Annotated in this window: 28 protein-coding genes; 24 read left to right on the top strand and 4 right to left on the bottom strand. The window is 35.9% G+C overall.

What is annotated here, in order from left to right:
* Window positions 1-9: 9 nt before the first annotated feature.
* Together ABMA72_RS16540 and ABMA72_RS16535 are read right to left on the bottom strand one after the other, a co-directional pair.
* Complete coding sequence (locus ABMA72_RS16540; protein ID WP_393058076.1) at window positions 10-1,374, bottom strand: hypothetical protein; 1,365 nt, start codon at window positions 1,372-1,374, stop codon at window positions 10-12.
* Window positions 1,375-1,406: 32 nt separating this feature from the next.
* Entirely contained in the window at window positions 1,407-1,934 is a 528-nt protein-coding gene (locus tag ABMA72_RS16535) for a hypothetical protein (protein WP_393058074.1), read from the bottom strand.
* Window positions 1,935-2,517: 583 nt separating this feature from the next.
* Between ABMA72_RS16535 and ABMA72_RS16530 the strand changes: the two genes are divergently transcribed.
* Entirely contained in the window at window positions 2,518-3,909 is a 1,392-nt protein-coding gene (locus ABMA72_RS16530) for a hypothetical protein (protein ID WP_393058072.1), read from the top strand.
* 83 nt (window positions 3,910-3,992) lie between these two features.
* Here the strand turns inward: ABMA72_RS16530 and ABMA72_RS16525 are convergent, their stop codons facing one another.
* Complete coding sequence (locus ABMA72_RS16525; RefSeq protein WP_393058070.1) at window positions 3,993-5,714, bottom strand: hypothetical protein; 1,722 nt, start codon at window positions 5,712-5,714, stop codon at window positions 3,993-3,995.
* A gap of 1,091 nt (window positions 5,715-6,805) precedes the next feature.
* Here ABMA72_RS16525 and ABMA72_RS16520 point away from each other — a divergent pair.
* The 22 genes from ABMA72_RS16520 to ABMA72_RS16415 all read left to right on the top strand — a co-directional run bounded on the left by ABMA72_RS16520 (window position 6,806) and on the right by ABMA72_RS16415 (window position 22,545).
* Window positions 6,806-7,027, top strand: a complete 222-nt coding sequence (locus tag ABMA72_RS16520; protein ID WP_393058068.1) for a hypothetical protein — start codon at window positions 6,806-6,808, stop codon at window positions 7,025-7,027.
* Window positions 7,027-7,329 carry a hypothetical protein gene (locus tag ABMA72_RS16515; protein ID WP_393058067.1) on the top strand — a complete coding sequence of 101 codons (303 nt, stop codon included), beginning with the start codon at window positions 7,027-7,029 and terminating at the stop codon, window positions 7,327-7,329. The genes ABMA72_RS16520 and ABMA72_RS16515 overlap by 1 nt, the downstream gene beginning before the upstream one ends.
* Window positions 7,330-7,850: 521 nt before the next feature.
* Complete coding sequence (locus ABMA72_RS16510) at window positions 7,851-8,168, top strand: hypothetical protein (RefSeq protein WP_393058065.1); 318 nt, start codon at window positions 7,851-7,853, stop codon at window positions 8,166-8,168.
* 547 nt (window positions 8,169-8,715) lie between these two features.
* Window positions 8,716-8,991, top strand: a complete 276-nt coding sequence (locus tag ABMA72_RS16505; RefSeq protein ID WP_393058063.1) for a hypothetical protein — start codon at window positions 8,716-8,718, stop codon at window positions 8,989-8,991.
* A gap of 110 nt (window positions 8,992-9,101) precedes the next feature.
* A complete protein-coding gene (locus ABMA72_RS16500; protein WP_393058062.1) occupies window positions 9,102-9,623 on the top strand; it encodes a hypothetical protein in 522 nt (173 codons plus the stop codon).
* A gap of 219 nt (window positions 9,624-9,842) precedes the next feature.
* The gene (locus tag ABMA72_RS16495) at window positions 9,843-10,835 is read left to right on the top strand and encodes a hypothetical protein (protein WP_393058060.1); all 993 of its coding nucleotides are present in this window, start codon (window positions 9,843-9,845) and stop codon (window positions 10,833-10,835) included.
* Between the two features lie 90 nt (window positions 10,836-10,925).
* A complete protein-coding gene (locus ABMA72_RS16490; RefSeq protein ID WP_393058058.1) occupies window positions 10,926-11,666 on the top strand; it encodes a hypothetical protein in 741 nt (246 codons plus the stop codon).
* A gap of 51 nt (window positions 11,667-11,717) precedes the next feature.
* A complete protein-coding gene (locus ABMA72_RS16485; protein ID WP_393058056.1) occupies window positions 11,718-13,184 on the top strand; it encodes a hypothetical protein in 1,467 nt (488 codons plus the stop codon).
* Between the two features lie 689 nt (window positions 13,185-13,873).
* On the top strand, window positions 13,874-14,206 hold the full coding sequence (locus ABMA72_RS16480) for a hypothetical protein (protein ID WP_393058054.1): 333 nt from the start codon (window positions 13,874-13,876) through the stop codon (window positions 14,204-14,206).
* Window positions 14,207-14,306: 100 nt separating this feature from the next.
* A complete protein-coding gene (locus tag ABMA72_RS16475) occupies window positions 14,307-14,591 on the top strand; it encodes a hypothetical protein (protein ID WP_393058052.1) in 285 nt (94 codons plus the stop codon).
* A gap of 101 nt (window positions 14,592-14,692) precedes the next feature.
* Window positions 14,693-15,067 (top strand): hypothetical protein, encoded by a 375-nt coding sequence (locus tag ABMA72_RS16470; protein WP_393058050.1) that lies wholly within the window; start codon window positions 14,693-14,695, stop codon window positions 15,065-15,067.
* A gap of 287 nt (window positions 15,068-15,354) precedes the next feature.
* The gene (locus ABMA72_RS16465) at window positions 15,355-15,981 is read left to right on the top strand and encodes a hypothetical protein (protein WP_393058048.1); all 627 of its coding nucleotides are present in this window, start codon (window positions 15,355-15,357) and stop codon (window positions 15,979-15,981) included.
* Between the two features lie 265 nt (window positions 15,982-16,246).
* Entirely contained in the window at window positions 16,247-16,771 is a 525-nt protein-coding gene (locus ABMA72_RS16460) for a hypothetical protein (RefSeq protein WP_393058046.1), read from the top strand.
* A 105-nt stretch (window positions 16,772-16,876) separates the two neighbouring features.
* A complete protein-coding gene (locus tag ABMA72_RS16455; RefSeq protein ID WP_393058044.1) occupies window positions 16,877-17,179 on the top strand; it encodes a hypothetical protein in 303 nt (100 codons plus the stop codon).
* Complete coding sequence (locus ABMA72_RS16450; protein ID WP_393058042.1) at window positions 17,176-18,063, top strand: hypothetical protein; 888 nt, start codon at window positions 17,176-17,178, stop codon at window positions 18,061-18,063. The genes ABMA72_RS16455 and ABMA72_RS16450 overlap by 4 nt, the downstream gene beginning before the upstream one ends.
* A 67-nt stretch (window positions 18,064-18,130) precedes the next feature.
* Window positions 18,131-18,598: a hypothetical protein gene (locus ABMA72_RS16445; RefSeq protein WP_393058041.1), complete on the top strand. Its 468-nt coding sequence runs from the start codon at window positions 18,131-18,133 to the stop codon at window positions 18,596-18,598.
* 93 nt (window positions 18,599-18,691) lie between these two features.
* A complete protein-coding gene (locus tag ABMA72_RS16440) occupies window positions 18,692-19,039 on the top strand; it encodes a hypothetical protein (RefSeq protein WP_393058039.1) in 348 nt (115 codons plus the stop codon).
* Window positions 19,040-19,126: 87 nt separating this feature from the next.
* Complete coding sequence (locus ABMA72_RS16435) at window positions 19,127-20,467, top strand: DNA cytosine methyltransferase (protein ID WP_393058037.1); 1,341 nt, start codon at window positions 19,127-19,129, stop codon at window positions 20,465-20,467.
* The gene (locus tag ABMA72_RS16430) at window positions 20,464-20,616 is read left to right on the top strand and encodes a hypothetical protein (protein WP_393058035.1); all 153 of its coding nucleotides are present in this window, start codon (window positions 20,464-20,466) and stop codon (window positions 20,614-20,616) included. Before ABMA72_RS16435 ends, ABMA72_RS16430 begins: the two co-directional genes overlap by 4 nt.
* 242 nt (window positions 20,617-20,858) lie before the next feature.
* Window positions 20,859-21,782, top strand: a complete 924-nt coding sequence (locus tag ABMA72_RS16425) for a hypothetical protein (RefSeq protein ID WP_393058033.1) — start codon at window positions 20,859-20,861, stop codon at window positions 21,780-21,782.
* Window positions 21,783-21,882: 100 nt separating this feature from the next.
* Window positions 21,883-22,128, top strand: coding sequence for a hypothetical protein (locus ABMA72_RS16420; RefSeq protein ID WP_393058031.1), 246 nt, complete (start codon window positions 21,883-21,885; stop codon window positions 22,126-22,128).
* 21 nt (window positions 22,129-22,149) lie between these two features.
* Window positions 22,150-22,545 (top strand): hypothetical protein, encoded by a 396-nt coding sequence (locus tag ABMA72_RS16415; protein ID WP_393058030.1) that lies wholly within the window; start codon window positions 22,150-22,152, stop codon window positions 22,543-22,545.
* A gap of 37 nt (window positions 22,546-22,582) precedes the next feature.
* On the opposite strand, the gene ABMA72_RS16410 is transcribed toward ABMA72_RS16415, so the two are convergent.
* Window positions 22,583-22,837, bottom strand: coding sequence for a hypothetical protein (locus ABMA72_RS16410; protein ID WP_393058028.1), 255 nt, complete (start codon window positions 22,835-22,837; stop codon window positions 22,583-22,585).
* A gap of 180 nt (window positions 22,838-23,017) precedes the next feature.
* Between ABMA72_RS16410 and ABMA72_RS16405 the strand changes: the two genes are divergently transcribed.
* The gene (locus ABMA72_RS16405) at window positions 23,018-23,374 is read left to right on the top strand and encodes a type II toxin-antitoxin system PemK/MazF family toxin (protein ID WP_393058026.1); all 357 of its coding nucleotides are present in this window, start codon (window positions 23,018-23,020) and stop codon (window positions 23,372-23,374) included.
* The last annotated feature ends 140 nt before the right edge of the window (window positions 23,375-23,514 follow it).

Raw genomic sequence — 23,514 nt, 5'->3', positions numbered from 1 at the left:
TCATATCTCCTACTCAATCACCAAGGTACAACATCTAACATCATATTCAATGTCTTTCGTAAACCAGTTACCATCGTGTCTAGCTGCAATCATGCTTTCTGTAATTTGTTCTTTGATCGTTCCGGTAGCAACTCCTGTTTTGAAATAAATACCGTGTTGCGAATAGCCAGAAGGGCAGTATCGTCTTCCCCAATCACCTTCGTCTGCACTCTTTCTCCCCATCCAACGACAAGACATAAGTTTAGGCGATCCATTAAGCTCTTCACATAAGATGTTTCCATTGCTATCGAGTCCTCTGTTAGCAAAACCAATAGGACAACTCTTTCCTGCTAGTTCTTGCGGTTTTGAGCACTCATGATTCCCGTCTGGATCTATTCGTCCTATTGCCCCAGGCAAGCATGACTTATTTGTTCCTGGTGGAAGTTGACGACAAACAACAGATCCATCCTCATTAACTTGGTCTACATATTGATTTGTATTACAAGTTGTTGATGGAAATGCTTTACAAATAGGTGTCCCGTTACTTGAAATTCCTATATAGAATGTTGCCGGATCTGGGCACGTTACGTTTGCACATTTTACTGTTCCATCTGAGTTTACGTCACTTATCACGTGTCCACTCGGACAAAGTTGCTCTACGAAAGTTCTTCTACAATTCCCCTTGATACAGAGTCCTGTAAGCGTATTAAGCTCCCCTGTCATTGTGTCGCCGTTTTCGTTCACATATAGATTCTCTAAGATTTGATCTCTGTAATCCTCTAGGTATTGTGTTGAAACTCCTTCGTAAAGTGAAGGTGGCTCAACTGGAGCAAGAGAAAAGTCTACAAGAACACACGTTTTACTAATGAGGTCAAAATCCCCTTTCAGTTGTTTGCAGGACTCAATACGCGCTCTGATAACTGCGCTTTCTGTATCTGAAGCACAGGCAATAAATGAGTCATCTTCATCAAGAGATATTCTGATAGGGTATTTTTTGAGATCTACCCTCTTTCCTTTTTTCGTTTTACTGACATCCTTGAACTTTACCAGTACTTCCAATTCTCCGTATTTTTTACCTTCAGGGTCTACGTTTGTTTCTATTTCCGATAGTTCGATATCATCAATAGTCATTGTGCTTCCACCATACTTCTTTTGTGTTTCAAGCACTGTTGCACCCTTTCTGTTTTTAAAACTATTAAGTTTTGCTCCTTCGAAAATAGCTTTTCCTGGGCCAATAGAATTTGTACACGAGTCCTTCTCTCTTAGTATTTGAGCAATTCTTGTTGATAGTGAATACTTTTCCATACTTGCGACTGCTCTTTTTTGGGCCCTGCTAGATTGCTGAAAAGTCGATGCAAACAAAATACTAATAACACCAAGGAAACCTGCTACCACTACAAGTTCCACCAAGGTAAAGCCTTTGTTGCTCAGCCTAGGATTATACATTCTTCAGACTCTTTAATGGGTTCAACTACTCTATCAATATTTTGATTAACTTCTTCAGGCTTTCTGGCCTTTGACGCTTTCTTGATTGTTTGATTAATTTTATTATGTACGAAATTTGATTTCATAAGGCCTAGTTCTTCTACTATGTACGACTCGCCACTTTTGAGCATGAACACAGACTTTCCTTGCGCTCTTTGAATATGTGCGATTTCATCAATAGCGAAAATTACATCTTCTTTATCGTTCTTTATTAATATCGAGTTCTTGCCAATCTTAGTTCCATTTTTCGTATTCATTTTTTTTAAGGCAATTACCAGTGTACAAAAAGCAATCATAAAAAAGAAAATCGAAAAGCCGTTGTTTGAACTGTTTACTTCTGTGTAATTTACGATATAGAAGAGCGGCCCAATGCTTAACAAAAGCGCAAGCGAGCCGTAAGCCACTTCTGCTTTAGTGTACTTATAATGGCCCCTGATACTTTTTGGAAAATGCACTTTATTGTCTTTCATTTGAACTCCTCTTCCTCTTGTTCAAATATATCGGACGTGCTCATCTTTAATAAAGCGGGTTCGTAAGTGCTAGATTTTACGGGCCTCAACATGGTTTAAGAGCTCAAAATCATGGTTTTTTATGTTTTTTTTAATGTGATTTCAGTAGCTTACAAGTGGTTTTATAAGAGATTTTTAAGAAAAAATATGCCTTGTAAGCCATTGATTTTATTGTATTATTTGATTTTTTTTAATGGTTTTTATGACTAGTTTTCGGGGGCTTACAGGTCGAATCTAAATTTTTTTTAATGATGTTTATCCTTGATTTGTTTATCTCTGTGCTACGTTCGGGTTTCATTCCTAAACTTAAGATAACCTTAAGGTGTGTAGTTGTTTATTGTTTGTAGTTGTTTTTTATTTTGCCAAGAAAGTTTGTTTTTGATCTTTGATGATCTTGTTGATCGAAAGCTTAAAACTTGCTATTATTTATCTGGTTAATAGTCTCAATGACACCAAAAAAGGAGTATAACAATTTTCGTAATTACAATCAAATTTCACATATACTGATGTTTTTATTTATGGATATAGTATTCAAGGGAGTCTTATGAATTTAGAAATTTCATACACTAGGCCATGTAAGTTAATGAAGGAAGAGTGCATTTCTGAATATAAAAAATTTGTCATTCAGAACGAAATAAATTTAAACTCATTAACTTCTTACTTAGGGGCTCCAAATGGTCATTTCGAGTTTTGGAAAGATAAGGTAATATCAAGAGAGGTCTTTCATTGTGTCCATAGGCTTCTTTTAGGGACTAGGTTGAAAAAAAGAGAGTTTCCCCTATTTTCTCTCTTTGAGGGGAAGTATTTACTTCATTCCCGTTTTCCAGTTTTTACAGGCGAGATCGTATCTGATAAAGAGGCCCTTGAGAAGCATCCAGACAAGTACATCTTAGGGCTTGAGGGTGGTGAGTCCCTAGTTATTACAGATTTTCACGATCATTCTTCATTAGTCACAGGCGAACATCTAAATAAAACAATTGCGAATATAGAGGATTTTCTAGGTGTTCGCGCAAAGACTCTCTTTACTGCATCTAATTTCAGGAAAAGGGACTCCTTTGACGTTGAAGACTATAAGTATCTTATAGAGAACAAGATTATGTTTGAGCCATTTCTTGGCACTACAGCCTTCCCTTTATCTAGCGTTGATACTTTCAGGTGGGTTACACGCATCTTTCCATATTCTAAGCATGGCATACCAATGTCTCCGATTACTTCTGATAAAAAAGTTTTATCTAAAGTATCTCAAAGGTTCTTGTTTTATTATCTTGCTAGTTCTATTAAAGATGACTACTTTAGTGTTACTGAGGCTTTTACATCAAAAGATCTCTATATCAATGAAGACATCATTCTTTTTAATCGATTCCCTCGCTTTGTAGCAAAAAGAGTTTTGTCTCCAAACTTATGTGAAGGTAGTCTTTTAGAGATCAGTGGAGCCTTTTACGATGTTGAGTTCTTCGACAATGTTGGATATTCTGAACTACAGTTTCAAGAGTCCGCAGTAGGTGAAAGACTCTTGTCAAATCTTAAAGATAGTATCCCTAAAGGGAAGAAGAGTTTTCGTTATAATTTAGAGGCGATTAAAGAAAAGCTCAACTGCACTCTTTTGACCCTAGAGGATATCTATAATCAACTTGGTAAAATGATAAAGAAATTAGACAAGAGTAGAGGCACTAGTTTTTTTACCATCGAGAGGGATCAAGATTTTGCAAATATCAGAACAACTATAAAAGCTAATGATCTTGAGTTCACTCGCTATGCTTCCGTTTCATATGGTAATCTCCCTATGGACTTATGGGATCAGAAACCTGTAACTATTTTTAAGCACAGGGTTAATGTGGCCATCAGTAAGGCTCTTATTTCAAAGGGAGTAATTAATGGACATAAATCTATTGAGAAAGTGCATGCTAACGGTAACGAGTTTTTTGTGAATAAATGATAGCTCTTTTTTTCAATGAGGGGCTAAACATAGCCCCTGTATTGTGATTCTTAAAATTTCATTCGAGTCTAGATCAGGTATCTTTATAGCTTCCAATCGAATCCGGCATTACCATATCCCCCAACGCTCAATTCTGCGTTGAGGTTTCCGTTGGCCATCGATCCTGCCCCCCAGTTGGAATTGTAAGCACCATAACCATTATTTGCCAAAATGTTTTGTTGGGCATTTTGAAGGTTTTGATATAGTGCCTGGTTTGCATAATATGAGTTTTGTTGATTCATTGTATTTCCTTCTGCTACTGCTTGCCCTTGTAGGCCGTTTATGTAGCTTTGAAACTGCTGAGCTTGGTGTCCGGCATGATAATTACCCCCTGATGAATAACCGCCATTTCCGTTGTATCCACCGCCCCAATTACCATTGTAGTTGCCTCCGTAGTTACCTCCGAAGCCTCCGTTGTATCCACCGCCCCAGTTGCCATTATAGTTACCACCTAGGCCTCCTGTGAAGCCTCCGTTTGGAACTCCTACGATTCCACCGTTTGGAAAACCGAAGCCACCGCCCCAATTTCCATTGTAGTTACCACCTAGGCCCCCTGTGAAACCTCCGTTTGGAACTCCTACGATTCCACCGTTTGGAAAACCGAAGCCACCGCCCCAATTTCCATTGTAGTTACCACCTAGGCCCCCTGTGAAACCTCCGTTTGGAACTCCTACGATTCCACCGTTTGGAAAACCGAAGCCACCGCCCCAATTTCCATTGTAGTTACCACCTAGGCCCCCTGTGAAACCTCCGTTTGGAACTCCTACGATTCCACCATTTGGAAAACCGAAGCCACCGCCCCAGTTGCCATTGTAGTTACCACCTAGGCCCCCTGTGAAACCTCCGTTTGGAACTCCTACGATTCCACCGTTTGGAAAACCGAAGCCACCGCCCCAGTTGCCATTGTAGTTACCACCTAGGCCCCCTGTGAAACCTCCGTTTGGAACTCCTACGATTCCACCGTTTGGAAAACCGAAGCCACCGCCCCAGTTGCCATTGTAGTTACCACCTAGGCTCCCTGTGAAACCTCCGTTTGGAATTCCTACGATTCCACCGTTTGGAAAACCGAAGCCACCGCCTAGGTTTAAATTTCCATTTATATTTATTCCAGTGCGACCAGTGAGTAGTCCTGCAAGAGCTGATCCCATCCCTGAGCCAAAAGGATTTATGTATATATTTGCATTCGCATTATAGTTTGAGTAGCCCCCGTATGGCCCTCCCATTCCTGATAGCATTCCCGTACTGTAGCCCATTTGATTATAAGGGTTGCCGTAAACACCACCGTACATTCCGTTTGACAGACCAAGCCCTCCTGCATACATACCCATTCCGTGTCCATTGCATTGTCTCATTAATGAAGCTTGCTCTTTTGGAAGAATCGGATTAGCGCCACGATCATCTATGTAGGCATGATAGTTGTTTATGGTTCCGTGACAAGAAGCTATTCCATTTGAGTAGGCACTCGCCCATGCTTCTTGAGAGTCGGCTTGATGTTTCGAGGCAAAGTAAACTCCCCCTAGGGCCGCCAGTGATGGAATTGCAACCTTTGCTACTTCAGCCCATGCACTTCTTTTCGGGAGCTCCGGTAAGCAGTCAACACAAAAATCACCATAGTTACTTGTTCCTTCCGCTATATTCTTTGCGCAGATTTTAGCCTCGTCTTCAAAACCTGTATCTTTAAGTCTAATACAGTCTGACAACTCTCTCTCTGCGAATATTTGTAAGTTTAATAAAGCGATGGTTGTGTAGATAATTGTTTTTTTCATGTTCTTCCCGTCCTTTTAGCGTCTCCTTTGATTATACAGTCCATGAAAAATATTGAAACAACAGCTTGTAAAGTCAGCTTGCTCAGCATGGTTAAACCTATATTTTCGTAGTAGATTCTTGAAAAAGAAAAATATGTTGAGACCCATAATTTTAATTATTTATCAACTGTGCTCTTTGTTGCTTTTTTTTTTGATTTTTTTCTTATCTTGATGAAAGTAATAAGAACTTTTTTCCTAGCCCTCTAAGAATCGTTTGCTTTTTGCACAAGTTCTGTCTTTACAAAAATGCAGAGGCCAGTTAAGATTATATATGAACAAACCGTCTTAGTGACACAACAAAGTGAGAAATAATGATCCCCGAAATCTATCTCAATTTCATAGATACTACTAATGAAATAATTTACTTCTTATCAAAAGATAGCTCTAGTCGATTTGCTCTATCTATTCACAATCAAACCTTAAAGCTTTATAAGTGTTCCAATATTTATCCATACCCCTTCTTAGAGGACATATCCAGCTCACCTATTTCAATGGACAACCTCACCTCTTCATTAAAAAAATTTGGGTTCGGTGGGCGCTATCTTAAACTCTATAAGATATTCACTCAGAAAGAGAATGTTAATTTTAATCAAAATAAAGTCCACGTAAAAGAAAATTTAAATTCAACCGAATTTAATTTATCAATCAATAGTTTATCGAATCTATTGTACTCAGATAGTGATCAAAGTATTACAGCTCTGAATCATGGCCTTAAAGCAAATAACTTAGAACTAGAAATTTAATTAGTCCAAGTGACACAACAAAAGGAGATCGCGTGAGATTTATTTATGACAACCTTCCCTATAGGAAAGGGCAAGCTTTTACTCTTAAGGGACATAATTATGTTTCTTGTGGAGAGACTTACAAGTTTTGCTTTATGGCAGAACGCGTTTGTTGCGATGATAAAAGCCTAAGAGGAAACGCTAGATTCATCTGGATCGCACCAAAGGATTTTTTAAATATTCGACTTCCTAATGGTTCTTCCCCCGTAAAAAGAAAAAGAATCAAAGGAGAGAATCAGTTTGTATTCGTAGACAACAAGGGAGGCGGTAATGAACTTCACAAAAGTAATTGATTTCATCCTTAAAGATCAAAAAATAAAATTATTCGGAGAAGAGTTTCATTTTCTTTACATGAGAGGAAGGTCTATTCTCGCAAAAAAAACTACTTGTGGAACGAGCATGTTAATTCGCCCTAGAGATTTTAACAAGGTTCTGCTTAGAGATGGGAAAACCTTAGTTGGGGAAATTGAAAATAAAAAAGGAGGTTGCTAATGCACTCGTCAATGTTTGATAAATGTCTCCTTTTAGACATTTGTGAACAAGCAGATGTTTCAAAAAATGAGGTTGACTCGATTTTAAAAGCCATTGAACATCAGGATTTTAGCTTTACACCAGATCTGATATTTGCCCTTTATTCCATCTGTCATTATGTTCATAATGCAGCAACATTATCGCCTAGCTTCAAAGAAAGAGAGCGATACTTAACCCTCTATAAGTCGTTAATTGAAAAATCTATCGAAGTCCTTAAGGGGGAAAATGAAAGAATGGCCAATGCTTTAGTGCAGTCAATTTAGCTTGTTTGATTTTGAGCTAGCGAAACTTAGGCCTTGTGTTTCCTCATAAGGCCTGTTAAAATCTCACATGAACAAACCGTCTTAGTGACACAACAAAAGGAAGAAACAAATGCCTCATGCGAAAGCAAACTATAAAAAACTATCTTTTCATTCATGCTGTAGAATAACAGCATCTATTTTTTACAAAGATTGCGATGATGTTCTCTTTTGTCTTAGGGATAACCACACTAATCTAGACTTGTTTGAATGTGATAAGGACAAGAAGCCCTCGTATCGATATCTGTTTCCTGTAGAGATTGAAGATATTAGACCATTTTTAAGCGAGCTTAATCTGTCGCACACATTCGATACTAATTATAATAATTATATTAAGGAAAGATTTGATCGTGTATCTCTTAGTACCACAACTGATTATGTAAAATTAATTAAATATTTGCCTAGGCGAACATATTAAAAATTAAATATATGATTTCACTTTTAGCTAATAAGCAATAATTAAAATAACGCAATAAAGGAAAGACATGAATGCCGTTAAAATAAAAGTCGTCTTGGCACACATAAATGGATCATCGTTAAGATTATCTTGGGAGCAAGATTTAGAAGTGGATGTCTTGTATCAAATTCATAAAGAAAACGGGTTTTCTTTTGATTACCTAGATCAGGATATGTCTTCACAAACTACCTTCTCAAGCGACACTTTAAACATCTCAAGAAGAGATCTAGATGCTAGTGTAAGGGATAAAATCGGAAGCCTCAGACCCCTCCCTCTATCTATTGTTAATATAGTTGAATTAGAAAAGTTTAGTGATTATGTTTTAAGAAAAAAGAATCATGAATAGGCCTTGTGTTTTCTAATAAGGCCTGATAAAATTTTATATGAACAAACCGTCTTAGTGACACAACAAAAGGATTCATCATGCTAGCAAAATTAATATTCAAAGTAGCCTTATATCGCATATCAAAGTACCTTATATCTGTCCTACTAACAGTGGTTGCAGTTTGCTGTTTCGCTGGCCCAGGAGGTGGCGGTGGCACTGGTCATGTTACCCTGCTTAGCTCACCCGTGACAGTTCTTCCAGATGTTGTAGCTGATAAATAAAGGTGTTTTTATGGTGAAGAGTGTCTGTTCTGATGATCTATCTCTTTTTTCAATCTTCCTCTGTGACTTTTCTTACAGGCCCTTTTTTATGGGCCTTTTTCATATAAGAAAAGCCGTAACTGAGGACGTTTGGGACTGCACTTTTCAAACATTCTGAGTTACGGCTTAGTTTAATTATATTCGTATTATTTTTTTTCGCAAGGCATTTTTAATGAGATTTTATTTTTTGCCGATAACTTAATTAGTTAATTAACGAGAAGTTTGTCTTGTCTTTGGATGGAGGCTTAATGGCCATTTATAATTTTTTCGATAGAGTTCTTATTAAAGCATCTTTTAATTTGAATACACCTTGGAATATTGATTCATCTAGTGTTGGTGCCATTTATTCGCTAAAGGAAATGGCCGTTAATCATGAAAATGGGTTTGTTGGGTTAAATAACGAGTGGAATAATTATCTTCAATCGTTAAGTAAAATTCGTAAAATTAGCTGTGAAAACTACGATCTCGTGAAGAGCGTTCAGTTTTTAAGTATTAATGAGATTGAGCTGATGGTTGCTTCTTAAGTCTTTTTTTGACTTTATTTAATGGCCTTTACTTTTTTAGATTACTGTTCGACAATGTATTGCATAAGATTAATTAAAGCGAATTATTCGCAAACAACAAAAGACTTTACATGGATAAATTAAATTTCAGTATAGAGTTAGAAAAGCTTTTAAGTGAGAAAAGTGTTGAGCTTCTTATTAGTATCAAAAATGCCATTTCTGACTTTGAATTGAGACTAGATGGACTAGGGATTTGCCTTGGACATTCTTGGTTTGAAAACGAGGTAAATTTAAATGCAGCAATAGAGCTAAAGAAACTAATAAGAACCGATTTAGTCCCTCTTGTCCACTTTAACAGCCTATTCAATGAATGGTTAGATCAAAAGAAAAAGGAAGGTGTCAGAATTAATTCTCACAATGTTGATTTACCATTTAAACTTGAGGAGTACAGTCTCGCCGGACTCATTAACGAAGTTTATAAAAGAAAGTACTTCGCCCTGAAGGCGAATGCTAGAGAGAAAATAAAAGGCCTATCTTACAGAGAGATTGGACAAGTCTTAGATATTGATCCCTTTGAAGTATTTAAAGCACTGAATAGTAGAGACATGCCTGAGAGAATTAGCTTCTACAAAAGACTAGTAAACCAAATGTGAATATTTCATTAGAGCAAGAGGTCTAAATGGATCACTTGCTTTTTTATGAAAAGCAAATTTTACCAGGCCTCGCTTAGTAACCCACTACCCTATTTTTTCCTTCTGTAAATTTCAAAGTGGAATATTTTTTTATTTCGGCCTTTACTTTTTAGAGGTTTTCGCCGACAATGTTATTACATTATCAATTGCGAATTTCGCAAACAACAAAAGGACAATCTCGTGCAAGATAACTTAGATCTTTTTAATCAAGACCACTTAGTTGAGAAGAATTCTCTGCCTCCTCTTGCTGTGGTATCACATGGCGGTGGACAAGACTCTACTTATGAAAGTTTACGAATATTCAATAGCGATATTTACAGGAATAAAAACTATCGCGACAAGAATCTTGTATTTGTTTTCTCTGACACAGGTAACGAGAAACATAAAACTTATCAAAACGTGAGCAGACAACACAAGATGGCAACGGATAGAGGGTATGAGTTTCATGTCCTAAGTGAACATAGCGGATACCATACTGAGAGTTGGAAGACACTGCTTCATCAAATGTTCAAGAATAGCACACTGCCAATGCCTGGGCAGAAAAGTTGTACGGACAACCTAAAAGTTAAACCTATATATCGTTTCCTTAATGCTTACTGTAGAAGCAAGATAACAGGAGCAAAATTAGAATTTAATAAAGAAGAAGATACTGGCAAACCATGGATTCAGAAGTATGTAGAGCTGTCAGGCGAAAAAATTGAAGTATTTATTGGCTTCTCTAAAGGCGAAGAGATCAGAGCTCACAAGACACTTATGTATCAATCATCAAAGGGAGCTTTTAACTGGATGAGGGATTGTATCGATTTTAAATTCAATCTAATTGAAGACGATATAACGAGAGAGGACTGTATCGAATACTTCGATCGCTCTGGGTACGGTGAGGTTGTACCAAGTAACTGTGAGATTTGTCCTTACCAGAGCCAAGCGGAGATTGCTTATGCTTACAGGACAAATATGAGCTCCATTGATTTAATTGCAGAACTCGAAAAAAAGAAATGGGAAAAAGATATCTCTATATATGGAACTAAAAAGAACGGAGCCTTTTCTAGAACTTCAGGAACTGGATTGGCTGATACTTTAAAAGTTGCTAATGAAAAATATGCGAATCATACAGATGAAGAGTTATATGAGCTAGTTCTGAGACATGGTCACGCTATAGCTCATGGCTATTAAATAATTCATTAAGGCCTTGCCTTTTAAGGTAGGGCTTGATAAAGTCAGTATAGACAAACAGCGAGATCGCAAACAACAAAAGGAATAACCATGCAATCAATTATAGAAACCTTTAACGTCAGAGCTTCAGTAATCAAACTGGACGAAGGCTATACATTAGATATAATGTCACAAGACACCAACAATCTTCTCTTTTCAACTAAAAACCTCGAAAAGAAGTCACTAGAGCTACATGAAGTTGTTTCTATTTTTTCTTGTTTAAATATTACCCCTTGCGATGACTTTTGGAAAAGTTTAACAGTTTACAATACATCAGGTATCTTCAAGTCAAGCATTGCGAACGAGAGCCTTTTCTACAAGAAAGGAAAGGCCCTGCTTTCTTGTTCCCGCTTAGAATTAACAATCTCAGAAATAAATAAGAATGACCGTCTTTCCACTCAAGAGATTCTTTATTGGGATTCTGTGATTGATAAAATCTTAGAGGAAAAAGATTGGTTGAAAGAAAAAAAGAAAAAGTTAATGCTGAAGCTTGAAGAAGATAAAAAAAACAACAGGGTAAATATCGAAGAACAGGTCAAAAATTACGATTCTAAGATTCTCTCTAAAGATAAGGAAATCAACAAGATCATTACAAAAATGAATCCTGGTGAGCAAGATGATATTATTGTAATAAGGGATAGTTATGCGCCTGTTTTTACTTGGAGTAAAAAACTTGCATCAGAAGAGACGCTAGACTTAATCATGAGAGGAATTGGTTTCAGTAGCACGGCCCCGTTTCGGTTTAGTAGTATGAAATATTGTGTAGCTAAAATTAAAGAGTCAACTAATTAACGAATGTAAACGAGATCAATTAATACTCACACAAAAAAATAAGGAAATAATATGCAAATCAATAGTTTAACAATTGGAAAATATGAAAGCAAATATCAAGAGCTGAGAAATCTGAATACGCAGTTTTCCCAGATGAGAGATTACTACAAATTGGATCTGGACTCCCTTGCACATTTTACAAGGACAAGTAAGAGTAGTTTTGTCTTTGATGACTCCGTTTTTTTAAGAGGTGCTCAACTTGCAACAATTAATAGACTTGCTCTAACCGCAAGGCTAAGAAATAAAGGCTTTAAGACTTGGTACAAGTTCGATCAGAATGTTTTTTTACACACAAGCTTTCCTTGCTATACGGCGAAAATTGTAGACTCTTATAGTGTTCAAGAGTTCTATTCCAAGAAATACTCTGTTGAGCTAGACAATGGGAAGGCTTTAGTTATTGAGACAATTCACGACCACGAGTCCTTAGTAACCAAGAAGCACTTAGATGATACCCTCCCCTCTCTACTTGAAAAATATGGACTAGCTCTTGCAGATAAGAACGATGGCTTCAGTAAATGCGTAGACCTGTCTGTTGAAGGTTATCAGTTCAATGTAAACAGTGTTATACCAATTCTAGAAAAAAGAATTTCTACAACACCCATCAGGGCAGCAATAGGTATGACTCTCCCTAATGGAGGTACTTTCCTGTGGGATCAGATTTTTCCACATGTAAAAAAGGGCGAAATCATTCCACCAGACAGAAGCAAGGGATTAAAAAGGGATGACAAGAAGAATTTACCTTACTTTTACTATCTAACTAGTCTTCTTCTAAAAGACTACAAGAAAGTAAGAGCAATAGATTCTAATAAGAGTGAAGATGTTTTCGTTAACAATGACTGCATCTACTTTAATAAGTTCCCTCGTTTCCTAGCTAGACCAGTTGATAAAGATAGCCTATCACCTTCCGATTCTCACTTAGAAACTGAAAGTGGTGAAACTTATCTTGTTGAATTTTTTGACAACATTGAGTTTGCGGAAAGAGAATTCGAAAAATGTGCGATTGTAGATCGCTTCTGTAAAAATCTTAAAGATGCTATCCCTAAAGGGAAAAAAGAAGTAAGGTACAACCTGTCAAATATCATAAGCAAGCTTGGACTTAGGCAACTAAATGAGAACGGCATTCAGAATTTGCTTACAAAGATGGCAAAAACCATCAATTCGACTAAAAGCTCAAAAGCTCCATCAGGTGAAAGGATCTCAACTCATAGTCAGGCGATGTTTGAGGTAGGTATCCACATGAGAGCCGACACGGACTTATCATTTTTAGATGAGCCTTTTATCTCTCACGCAAACACACCACTTGTCGAGAACGATGGGGTTTACCACACTCACTTAAACCATATTACAAAGCTCCATATTAATTTTGCTTTAGAGGCGAAGTCACAAGATGTAAGCAATAGATATGATGAAAATATGGCCCGTGACAAAAGTGAGATCGATTGGGATAGTATTATTCAGCAGTATGAATATCATAATTAATATTTTCTCAATAGGATTCTGTGGCGAATATGCTACACAGGCAATTGTAGATTAATTATAGTCGATCGAATACTTAAGAACGAAAAAACTAATGTTAGTTAAATAGTTAACGATGCAGATATATGTATATACGTAAGGTTTAATTGATAAAGCTTCGATAGATTGCTGTAGATCAAGTGTTTCTTATGGGTCTGGTTTAACTAGCAGGTGCTCTGGATTCTCGTTAATTGACAGAGGAGAAATCATTCATATTTCTATGTTTGGCCTTTACTTATTATAAGTATTAGCTGATAATATTATTTATATATAAATAGCGAGATCGCAAAACAACAAAAGGACAGTTATGAGCAATGAACAGCATATTAATATATCAACAAGCACTGATGGCTACAGAATTACGGCTAATTGGTACGGTGTCAAGAAAAAGCAATGGAGATCGAATAATCACACTGTTCTTGTCGGTGATGTATATAATGAGATAGCTAAGGACAAGGTTAAAAACTCTGTAATCAAAGCAGTATTAAGAGATTGCAACAAGCTTCAATGCCTAAATGTTGAAGTTTCATATAACTATATAAGAACAGAAAGAATCGGCGATTCGCTCATTACGAGATGTTTTCCAAATGATTCAAGGTCACACTCTAAGAACATATCTATTTCATAATACAAACAAGGGTAAGAAGGTGTCTATGCAGGAACTATTAAATGAGAAATTCTCTCAGCAGATCAAAAATTACGATTCATTCTCTTATGGGTACAGTTCAAAAGTTGAGGCCATTGAGGTGCAAGCACTATTGAAAGATCACTTTAATGTCAAATTTAGTGAAGTCATACTTTACGGTGAGCCTAGTGAGTGGCTTGTTTCAGGTAATCATGTTGAAGTTGTTAGAAAAGATATCGCATACTTTAATGATACTTGTTTAGAGCAAGAAGAGATTGATACTATCGATTGTATTGAGGACGGTCGAATCGGATGCTTTAAAAGACTCTCCAAGTCTGAATATTATTTCAGATGGATGTGAAAAATACATATTACGGCCTTTACTTTTTTAGAGTATTCGCCGATAATGTTATTACATTATTAATCAATGCGAATATTTCGCAAACAACAAAAGGACAATCATGGCAAATGCTACAACTAATGATAACATCGATCAAACTACGGTACAGATAATCATCTCTGAGCACTTTAACCTTAAACAGGATGAAGTAAAGGAGACTTCTGAACCTGATGAGTGGAGTCTCTTAAATGGTGTTATTGAAGCCGTGTCTATGAAACAGGCATTCCAAAACGAAAGAGATTTAGACAACGAAGTATCGGGTGATATTGTGGACTATATTCACGAGTATAGAATTGGCATGTATAAGAGACTTGGTGAATCCAACTTCTATTTCCGTTGGTTATAATTTAAATCTTTCACCGGCCTTTGGTTTTTTGAATTATGGGCCGGTAATTTTTTTCTAGAATATTAATTATAGCGAGATCGCTAAACAGCAACAGGAAACTTATGAAAACTTCTTCTTTATCATTATCAAGTTTTAAAAAATGTGATTTACATTCACTTCTTCTTTTAAATTTATCAAAATCTCAAATCTTATCATTTCTCATAAATTCTAAGATTTCTTTCGAGTCAGGTGAAAGTATTACCTTTAAACAAAATAATAAAGAGTGTCTCTTTTTCTATAATTACACTGATGGGAAGGATTGTTTAGAATTTCATAACTTACATGATTGCATAATTCATCATATCGACCTTTATCCTGAGTCTAAGTCTTGTAAGGAGTTCATTAGCACTACTTCTGATAGCCCTCGTCCTCTAGGTAAGTATCCATTAAGACTTTTAACAATCGAAGAATTCAAGAAACTCAAAACTAATCTATAAGAAAATGACATAAGGCCTTGCTTTCAACACCGTGGCCTGTTAATATATACTTGTACAAATATTAAAGCGAGATCGCAAAACAACAAAAGGACAATTATGAAAAGTAAAAAAATATTTAACGTGAGCTTCTTTGTAAATGCAGAAATGATTATCCCCGACTCTAAGTTGGCAAAACCAGACTCACCTATTGTAAAGATCAACGACAGATATTTTATCGGCTATTTTAATAAAGATAAAACAATTTCTATCATAAAAGAAATTCTACCTAATTAAGAAAGAGGACATAAATGATTTACATATTAAATAGAGCAGACAGAACTGGGTATGATTTAAAAACAGAAAAAGAAATGGAGGAAATGAGCCGCTGTGAAAATAGCCCTGATGATAATATTTTCTCAGTAATTGAAAAAAGAGACTTTTCCTCAGATGAAAATAAGTTTTCAAGAGCGTTTAACATCAATATAGCATACAACAAGTTTACACTCCAAGACCACGATAGGGAGTCCGTTAAGTTAACCATAAAAAAATTTGAAGACAGAGGTTTTGCATGTACTGGTCATGGTACTAGAATTGATATAAAAGATGGTTTTTGCAAACTTGACTATAATGAAGCAGTTTACATTTTAGACAATGATAGAGTTGTAGAAATGTACGTTCCGTCATATCAGTATATAATTGATAAAATTGGGTCAAACTCAGTCATAATAAGAAGCTTACGCTACGCTATGACTTATTACAAACTTCATCGGAAGATTATTATTTGCAATCACCAAATTGCGGGTGAAAGGTTTCTTGATGCAGGATTGGCAACATATGATTCCGAAACTGAAAGCTACACAATCAAGAAAGAGCATGAAGAAGCAGTAATTGATTACTACAATGTAAAGAAGAAGGTGTTTAACTCTATTAGGTAAGATTTCATTAATGCCTTGGTTTTAAATTCAAGGCATATTGTTTTCATATAATACAAACTAATATAACCACTTAATAATAATGTTGTTGCTGGCCTTTACTTTTTAGGAGTATTGGCCGACAATGTTATTACATTTTTAATCGCGAACACTTCGCAAACAATAAAAGGAAAAACATGAAAAACATTGAATCCTATCAAGACAATAAAGCAATCAAAACACCTAGGGGCAGAAACAATAATCAGTCTTGCAACCATCAGAGGAGATCATGAGTATAGAGGTCACTACAAGAAGGAAAAGCGGAAGATGTAGTAATGGGGAAGAAAAAGATGGGGGCAAGGTTTTACACATTGTCCTCTGTTCAATGGATATCTCATGGGGAAAAAGCTTGTGTGGAACATCGTCAGGAATTAGAGGAAACGGTTGGGATGATATAAAGATGTCACCTAGCACCTGTGAAAAATGCAAAAGGAAACTGAGCAAGCTGACAAAGAAACAAGCTGTTAAATATCTCTTAAAAGACATGAAAACATGGGAGGCGAATTATTGTAGGATATATATACAATACGATTTTGAGATCAATAAAATAGTTCTTGAAACAAACAGGTTTGTTAATGATGAAGCCTTGGACAAGAGTTCTTATGATATTAGTCGAACTGAGAAGTTAACTGAGAGCAATGACAACCTATATTCTTATGCAATTGGGCTATATGATGACGACGATATTGACTCTCTTGTTGAAAACCTAATAGAGCATATTATTAATGATAATACGGCAACAAAAGAAAAATAAAATTATTAGTTTTTATTGTTCGGCCTTTACTTTTTTAGAGTATTGGCCGACAATGTTATTACATTATTAATCGCGAATACTTCGCAAGCAACAAAAGGAAAGACTATGTTTAAGATTTGTTTTTATGACTGTTACGACTATTTATGTGCCGCTGATGCTTTACTTTTCAAAGAGCTAGGGTTTACCAGTTCTGATTTTGATTTTGATGAACTACAAAGTAAGTTTCTGGACTTCTTCGAAATAAGCGAAGCTATTGCACGAATTAACGGATTCGGCTTTGTTTTTACTTTTGTATTAGGAAATAAATACCTTGAGGTTAAAAAAGAAAACAAAGAATTGGTTTACCAACTTCTTAAAAATAACGATGAGGATGGCTTTAAATTACTTTTCAAAGAGGTGCTAGAATGAAAAGTATTGTATCTTATGAAGACAGAGGAAAATGGGGCGATAGTAAGTGGAGGGGGAATTGTTCAGGACATCTAATCGTTGATCTCTGCAATCATTTTCAACCTAGAAACTTCGTCGATATTTGTGAAGGTAGCGGAACTTCTGGAGATGTTTGTAGGGAGTTGGATATTAATTATACCGGTCTAGATTTACACAAAGGGTTTGACTTCACTAAGGACTCTGTTCTAGAGGCCGTAGGTCATCATTCTGACCTTGTTTGGTCACACCCCCCTTATCATGACATGGTTAAATATTCTGGCCACGTATGGGGTAATCAGAGGCTCGAAGGAGATACTAGTAATTGTCATTCTTACGAAGAATTTTTAGAAAAATCGCAGCTGATCCTTCTAAATCAAAGAGACGCTACTAATAACAATGGAATCTATACCACTCTTATTGGAGATATGAGAAGAAAGGGCCAGTACTACCCTATGCAATCCGATTTAATCAAGCTACTTCCAAGCAATGAACTTCTTTCTATTGTCATCAAACAGCAAAACAATCATCTTTCAAGTTTTAAGTCCTACAATGGAAAATTTATTCCTATTTTGCATGAATATTTAATTATATGGAAGAGGAAGAGTAAATCGCTAATTTCAGTTTCATATGATAAAGCAAGAGAACTTAAACAAAATATCTCTATGACTTGGAGAAACCTCATCAGAATAGCTCTGGGCAAACTTAAAGGAAAAGACCGCCTAAGTAATATTTATCTAGAAGTCGAGAAGATCGCAGGAGAAAAACTAGCTAGTAATAAGCATTGGAAAGCCAAGGTAAGACAAACCCTCCAACAGCACTTCACTTCCGTTGAGCGTGGAGTATGGGCACTACCTTTGACATCGTAAACATTTTTAGGCTTCCATGAAATTTGGAAGCCTATTATAATATTTCAATAATCAAAGGATGGATTAATTGAATACGTTATTAGACTTAGATAAAGAAAAGATAAAAACATTCATTAAGGAAGAGATCAATCCACGATTGTTAAATGAAATAAGTTTTGATGTCAAAGAGTTAAATAAGGTATTAGATTCTATTAGACTAGTCGAGGGACACCCTGATTATTTTGAGATAATTCTAACTGAGGAAAGTTCGCTATCTGGTGAGTTAGAAAAGTTGATATTCCCAACTGAGCTAGTCTCAAAAACTAGGATAATGTCAATTTCTGAAGTAAAAGACTCAGTTATGCTACTTAGTAACTTCATGGAAGGCTTTGGGAAAGACATGACCGTTACCTTTAAAGATAGGCCTTATAAAAATGCAAAAGAAGTCATAAGTCACTATAACAAAGAATGGCACTCAAACACACTATTTAGAATTAAGTGTAATAATGGAAAGGCTTTTCATTTCAGCAATATTTCATATAAAAAAATAGCTTAATAATTAATATAGGCCTTTACTTTTTTAGAGTATTGGCCGACAATGTTATTACATTATCAATTGCGAATTTCGCAAACAACAAAAGGGAAACTTATGAAAGCAATCAAAAGAAAACAGGCTAAAATTATTCACATTTGTAGATCTGAGAAAGTTGTTACTAATGTGGTTGAAAAGAAGCTAGTTGGACTCGAATCATTCCTTGAAAGTAAAGAAGGAACTTTTTATCAGTTGTTCTTGGAAACTGATGTTGTATTCTCACAAGGCCTCAGGCTTAACAATCCAAACATCGGTGTTATCGTAGATGGCTACTTCATTAAGATCGGAACACTAGAGCAAGTAATGTATAATCGAAAAGAAGTTATCGAAAAGTTTTATGACTCTACTCCTAAATCCTACTTAAATGAAATTTTAGAGCAATTTGCACCTACTACGTGGCAGTAAGTTTCATACGAGGCATTTAGAGTCTCAAAAACTAATATATTTATAATATTTATCTGAGTGAAATCACTCCCAAAAAAAGGAAAACGTATGCAAGAAATAATCAATACACGTGTAATGGAAACTAAGAAAGGTGGAAGAGTTTGGCTACATGGAGCAAAATTAGACCGGCTTAATTGGAGTAAAGGTGAAAAGTATTCTCGTGAAATCATCGATGATAACACTATTGTTTTAACGCTCGATGAACTTGGAGACAAAAAGGTTTCTGGGAAGAATGGTGATGGCCTAATTGATATGTGTGGTCAATGGGTAAATGAAATTTTCGGGAAAGATGAACTTATCACTGCTACTATTCAAGTAGGAAAGATCAGAGTTGAAAGACATTATGAAGCCATGAAACAACGTGAAAGAGAAGAAAGAGCTTTAAATTCGCCAAGGCTTAAAGAAGGCTCATTGTGCTACGGAATTGGTGTCTCAGCACACGCAGTAAATAAAGGTTTAAAAGAAAGTGGTATTGATACAGATATTTCTTTAATTATGGAGAGAGAGCCAAAGTATCTTCACCTAGCAGAGAAAAACAATCCTACAATGAAAGATTGCCTCTTAACAGTTTACGGTAATATCGAAGAATGTAATCCAGATATTCTTCCAAATTTAGACATTATGAAAATCTCTCTACCTTGCACTGGTCACTCTAACCTTGGCAAGGCGAAAAACGGTAACAAGTACGCAGAACAACATAAATCGGACGCTACAGCAATAATTGGGGCGATCAGAGTTATTGGTAAAACCAATCCAAGTGTTATTATTTCGGAAAATGTTGTTCAGGCAAAAGACTCCGCTACATATATACTTTTTAAAGAAGAACTTAAAAGAACAGGGTATGAAATTTTTGAAATCATTTTAGATGAAAGTCACTCAGACGCATTAGAGACTAGAAAAAGATACTGGTTTGTAGCTATGAGCAAAAATATTGCCAAAGGGTTTAGTTTAGACTCTATTGAAAAGTACATCCCAGAAAGAAAGTATAACAAGATCGGTGATCTTCTCGAATGCACTGGTCACGACTTTTTTAGTACTCAGACATTCAGAGAAAGAGAGAAAAAGAACAAAGAAAGTGGACGAAGCTTCAAGTGCAATTTTGTTAGTGACGATTCCACTTTTGTTGGTGTTATCCCAAGGTTCTACGCTAAAAGACAAGTTTCAAATCCTCATTATAAGTTAAAAGACCTAGAGTTTGTTAGACTATTTTCGCCTGTTGAACATGCACGAATCAAGGGTATCCCAGAAGAGCTGATTAAAGACGCTGTTAAGACAACTGCTCACGAGGGATTAGGACAGTCCATTTTATATGCACATGCCTACATACTCGCTAGGGCCGTAGGAGATCACCTCTTTAGCATGAGGGCCAATGTAAGGATTGCTGCATGATTTCAGACAAGATTATTTTGCTCGAAGCTGTGGACTTTTCAGAACTTGACCCGATAGCAGAAGCCTTTAAAAGCAAAGAAGGTGAAGAGAGATGTGTGTTTACACTTCAAGGTGGGGAGGAATTAATTTCACTCTCCTCTGGAGTTTGATGATCTGTGGCTTTATCATAAAGTGATGACTGATTCGCATCTAGTTAGGATTCAAAAAGAGTATGTTTTAGGATTATAAGAGAGGGGCGGTAATACCGCCTCTTTTTCTAAAATTACCTATTTAAAATCAATAGGCAGTATTTATTATTAATTGAGAGCATGACCTTTACTTTTTTGAAGAGTGCGCCGATAATATTATCATATTAACAACGAGTGAAATCACTCACAACAAAAGGAAAGTTATGGAATTAAATACTATTACACCTAAGGAGAGATCATCACAAAAATATAGTGAAGAACTCAAAGTTAAGTTTGATCTAGTCTGGAATCACTTTCATGACCAGTTAGGTGAAGATTTAATGTTTGGCTATTTAATTAATTACTATAATTTAGAAAATAAACCCGATTACATAACTGATGCCTTTAATTGTGCCTTAGGACTCGAAGAAGAGTTAAGCGTAATGTATTACTTCTTTCTAGAGAAATATATTAACAACTCACTGACTCTGTTCAATTATAAAGAATCTTTTCTTCCTAAGGTTCACTTTGACAATACTGCATTTTGTGAAGGTGTTGAAACTTTCACAGATAATGAAAATATTGGTGAAATACCAGGCCTGCTCGATAACGATAATGAAGTCTTTGCAGAAGTTGTAAGCAAGTTGTTTCCGAAAAAAGTTTGGTCTATAGTTGATTCATGTCGTATAGACGGTTATGAAATCAAGGCAGGCTTTAGGCCACATGAGGCTGAGATGTATTTTATAAGCCAAGTAGATTGGTGCGAAAGCTCCGAGTCTTACGTCTGGTTTAATAGGCATGACCACCCATATATAACAAAGACGATTACAAACACAATTCATTTCATAGATAATTTAAAGCTTGCTTCCTCTAAAGAAGATTATAATCATAACCCTTCCCTATTTAACGGCTATATCAAGAAAAATAATGACTCGCTAACAATATGTAATGAGTCAGATGAAAAAGTTGGTATCATTACTAATACAGGAATTTTGGCTTCAGCAATAAAAATGAAAAATAAGAAGTGGTTATATTCTCATTCTGCGATGGAAAAAATAGGACATATTAAAGTAAGTTCTGATGGTTATATCAAACATTCAAATGAGATAGATGCGATATTAGCATACTTCTCTATCAATCATGTATAAAGTGATTTTTTAGCCACTAGTTAGGCCTTTACTTTGTATAGGTATTGGCCGATAATATTAATTATAAATAGCGAGATCGCAAAATAACAAAAGGACAATTATGATAAAGTCGTCATGTATTAACAGTAAAGATATACAAGAAGAATGGGAAAGTATTTTAAGTAAAAGATTCAACCACGCTTACACCATAGCTTTTAGTGTAGAAACCGATAACGATAAAATGAATGTTACCAATGAAGAACTTCTACACGCTTTAAAGAAGAGGGTTTCCGAAATAGAATCGGGGCATGATTGCGATATGATAGAGGCATGTGGCCTGCCTTTCGATACTTACAAAAATCCATAACAATCAATACAAGAGGTAAATATGAGCAAATCTTTTATCACCATAATGACTTACAAAGAACTCTTAGGGAAAAATGTTAAGGTTTATAGAAATCTAAACAATGGACGATGGAGTGTTTCATACAAAGGTCGAGTTGTCGCCCACCTTGAGGAGATCGCCATAATTCCAACTAAATACCATGTTAATGAAAATGGAAGACAGAGAGTCATTAGTAAAAAAAGAAAAGAGGTTCATGCTTGGATTAATGGAACTGTTGTTAAAGTTGAAAATGAACACTCTGGCTTTGAAGTGTCATACGACCCTTACAGGTATGGTCATTTTTTCAACAATGAAAACTATGACATTTTTGAATCTCTTAACTGTAAATTGTTTTTTAATAAATATAAGAAGGTTTATTGTTTCGATGAAAAATTATAGGAAATAAAAAAGAGACTTTTCAGTCTCTTTTTATTATTTAAAAAACCCACTCTTCGCTTCCGACTTCACTGTCTGCATCAAGGAGCATTTCTTCATCTTCTACGTTTCCATGCTTTTCAAAGTATTTCCTAGTTTCCGATAGAATTGAATTATGAGGCTTTAAAACAATTGAATCATTCTCAATCGTCACTTCAAACTCGTCAGATAAGTCTGCATCAAGTTCCCTTAGAATCTCTTTATTGAGAATGACTCCCCTAGAACCACCAACTTTTCTTAGTTTAGTTATAAGCATAATTACCTCCTACTTCTAATCATATAGATACAGATCGGAAAGTCAAGAAAAAGCTTTAATTCTTATAATTTTATTACACTAAGTGGCATGCGATTACAGTAACTTAGATCGTTTATTGACAGGGTTTGTTGTTAAAAGTTATAATTTAGTTATAACAATAGTCTATGGAGGAATAAGCGCATGAGTAATAAAGTAAATCCCAAAAGAGGCGAAGTATGGTGGGTTTCAGTTAATCCTACTGTTGGAACAGAGATTGAAGGGAAAGGCAGTAATGGTTCTCGTCCATGTGTTGTACTGTCTAGTAATGTATTTAACAATGGGCTAAGGACTGTTGTTGTGGCCCCGTGTACGACCCAGTTCAAGGACTACCCATTTCGACCACAGATTAACTCTACAATAAAACCTTGTCAGGTTGCTGTAGACCAAATGAGGTGCTTTGATAAGAGTACAGATCGCTTTTTAAAAAAGATGTGTGACCTTACTTCTAGTGAACTCAAGAAGTGTTTAGAGGCGGCGCAGGCTTTGTTTGATTCATAGTTGTTATTTTCATTGGCTGATAGCATAGAAGAAATAGCGGCAGTTTTAAATGTTTGGCAAGCTTTAGTGGTGTAACTTTTTTAACTATATCGAGGTATTGAGTTTGGACTTTTTAGAAAAGTCCGCTTGTCTCGCTCATT

This window comes from Halobacteriovorax sp. CON-3, from assembly GCF_043196995.1.
Taxonomy (GTDB): domain Bacteria; phylum Bdellovibrionota; class Bacteriovoracia; order Bacteriovoracales; family Bacteriovoracaceae; genus Halobacteriovorax_A.
Note: the sequence above shows the minus strand (reverse complement) of the source record. Positions and strands in the feature narration are given on the sequence as shown.

Excerpts from the sequence above, each read along its gene's own strand:
- ABMA72_RS16535 (WP_393058074.1), bottom strand. The coding sequence starts at position 1,934 with ATGAAAGACAATAAAGTGCATTTTCCAAAAAGTATCAGGGGCCATTAT.
- ABMA72_RS16530 (WP_393058072.1), top strand. The coding sequence starts at position 2,518 with ATGAATTTAGAAATTTCATACACTAGGCCATGTAAGTTAATGAAGGAA.
- ABMA72_RS16525 (WP_393058070.1), bottom strand. The coding sequence starts at position 5,714 with ATGAAAAAAACAATTATCTACACAACCATCGCTTTATTAAACTTACAA.
- ABMA72_RS16520 (WP_393058068.1), top strand. The coding sequence starts at position 6,806 with ATGAACTTCACAAAAGTAATTGATTTCATCCTTAAAGATCAAAAAATA.
- ABMA72_RS16515 (WP_393058067.1), top strand. The coding sequence starts at position 7,027 with ATGCACTCGTCAATGTTTGATAAATGTCTCCTTTTAGACATTTGTGAA.
- ABMA72_RS16510 (WP_393058065.1), top strand. The coding sequence starts at position 7,851 with ATGAATGCCGTTAAAATAAAAGTCGTCTTGGCACACATAAATGGATCA.
- ABMA72_RS16505 (WP_393058063.1), top strand. The coding sequence starts at position 8,716 with ATGGCCATTTATAATTTTTTCGATAGAGTTCTTATTAAAGCATCTTTT.
- ABMA72_RS16500 (WP_393058062.1), top strand. The coding sequence starts at position 9,102 with ATGGATAAATTAAATTTCAGTATAGAGTTAGAAAAGCTTTTAAGTGAG.
- ABMA72_RS16490 (WP_393058058.1), top strand. The coding sequence starts at position 10,926 with ATGCAATCAATTATAGAAACCTTTAACGTCAGAGCTTCAGTAATCAAA.
- ABMA72_RS16485 (WP_393058056.1), top strand. The coding sequence starts at position 11,718 with ATGCAAATCAATAGTTTAACAATTGGAAAATATGAAAGCAAATATCAA.
- ABMA72_RS16480 (WP_393058054.1), top strand. The coding sequence starts at position 13,874 with ATGCAGGAACTATTAAATGAGAAATTCTCTCAGCAGATCAAAAATTAC.
- ABMA72_RS16475 (WP_393058052.1), top strand. The coding sequence starts at position 14,307 with ATGGCAAATGCTACAACTAATGATAACATCGATCAAACTACGGTACAG.
- ABMA72_RS16470 (WP_393058050.1), top strand. The coding sequence starts at position 14,693 with ATGAAAACTTCTTCTTTATCATTATCAAGTTTTAAAAAATGTGATTTA.
- ABMA72_RS16465 (WP_393058048.1), top strand. The coding sequence starts at position 15,355 with ATGATTTACATATTAAATAGAGCAGACAGAACTGGGTATGATTTAAAA.
- ABMA72_RS16460 (WP_393058046.1), top strand. The coding sequence starts at position 16,247 with ATGAGTATAGAGGTCACTACAAGAAGGAAAAGCGGAAGATGTAGTAAT.
- ABMA72_RS16455 (WP_393058044.1), top strand. The coding sequence starts at position 16,877 with ATGTTTAAGATTTGTTTTTATGACTGTTACGACTATTTATGTGCCGCT.
- ABMA72_RS16450 (WP_393058042.1), top strand. The coding sequence starts at position 17,176 with ATGAAAAGTATTGTATCTTATGAAGACAGAGGAAAATGGGGCGATAGT.
- ABMA72_RS16440 (WP_393058039.1), top strand. The coding sequence starts at position 18,692 with ATGAAAGCAATCAAAAGAAAACAGGCTAAAATTATTCACATTTGTAGA.
- ABMA72_RS16435 (WP_393058037.1), top strand. The coding sequence starts at position 19,127 with ATGCAAGAAATAATCAATACACGTGTAATGGAAACTAAGAAAGGTGGA.
- ABMA72_RS16430 (WP_393058035.1), top strand. The coding sequence starts at position 20,464 with ATGATTTCAGACAAGATTATTTTGCTCGAAGCTGTGGACTTTTCAGAA.
- ABMA72_RS16425 (WP_393058033.1), top strand. The coding sequence starts at position 20,859 with ATGGAATTAAATACTATTACACCTAAGGAGAGATCATCACAAAAATAT.
- ABMA72_RS16420 (WP_393058031.1), top strand. The coding sequence starts at position 21,883 with ATGATAAAGTCGTCATGTATTAACAGTAAAGATATACAAGAAGAATGG.
- ABMA72_RS16415 (WP_393058030.1), top strand. The coding sequence starts at position 22,150 with ATGAGCAAATCTTTTATCACCATAATGACTTACAAAGAACTCTTAGGG.
- ABMA72_RS16410 (WP_393058028.1), bottom strand. The coding sequence starts at position 22,837 with ATGCTTATAACTAAACTAAGAAAAGTTGGTGGTTCTAGGGGAGTCATT.
- ABMA72_RS16405 (WP_393058026.1), top strand. The coding sequence starts at position 23,018 with ATGAGTAATAAAGTAAATCCCAAAAGAGGCGAAGTATGGTGGGTTTCA.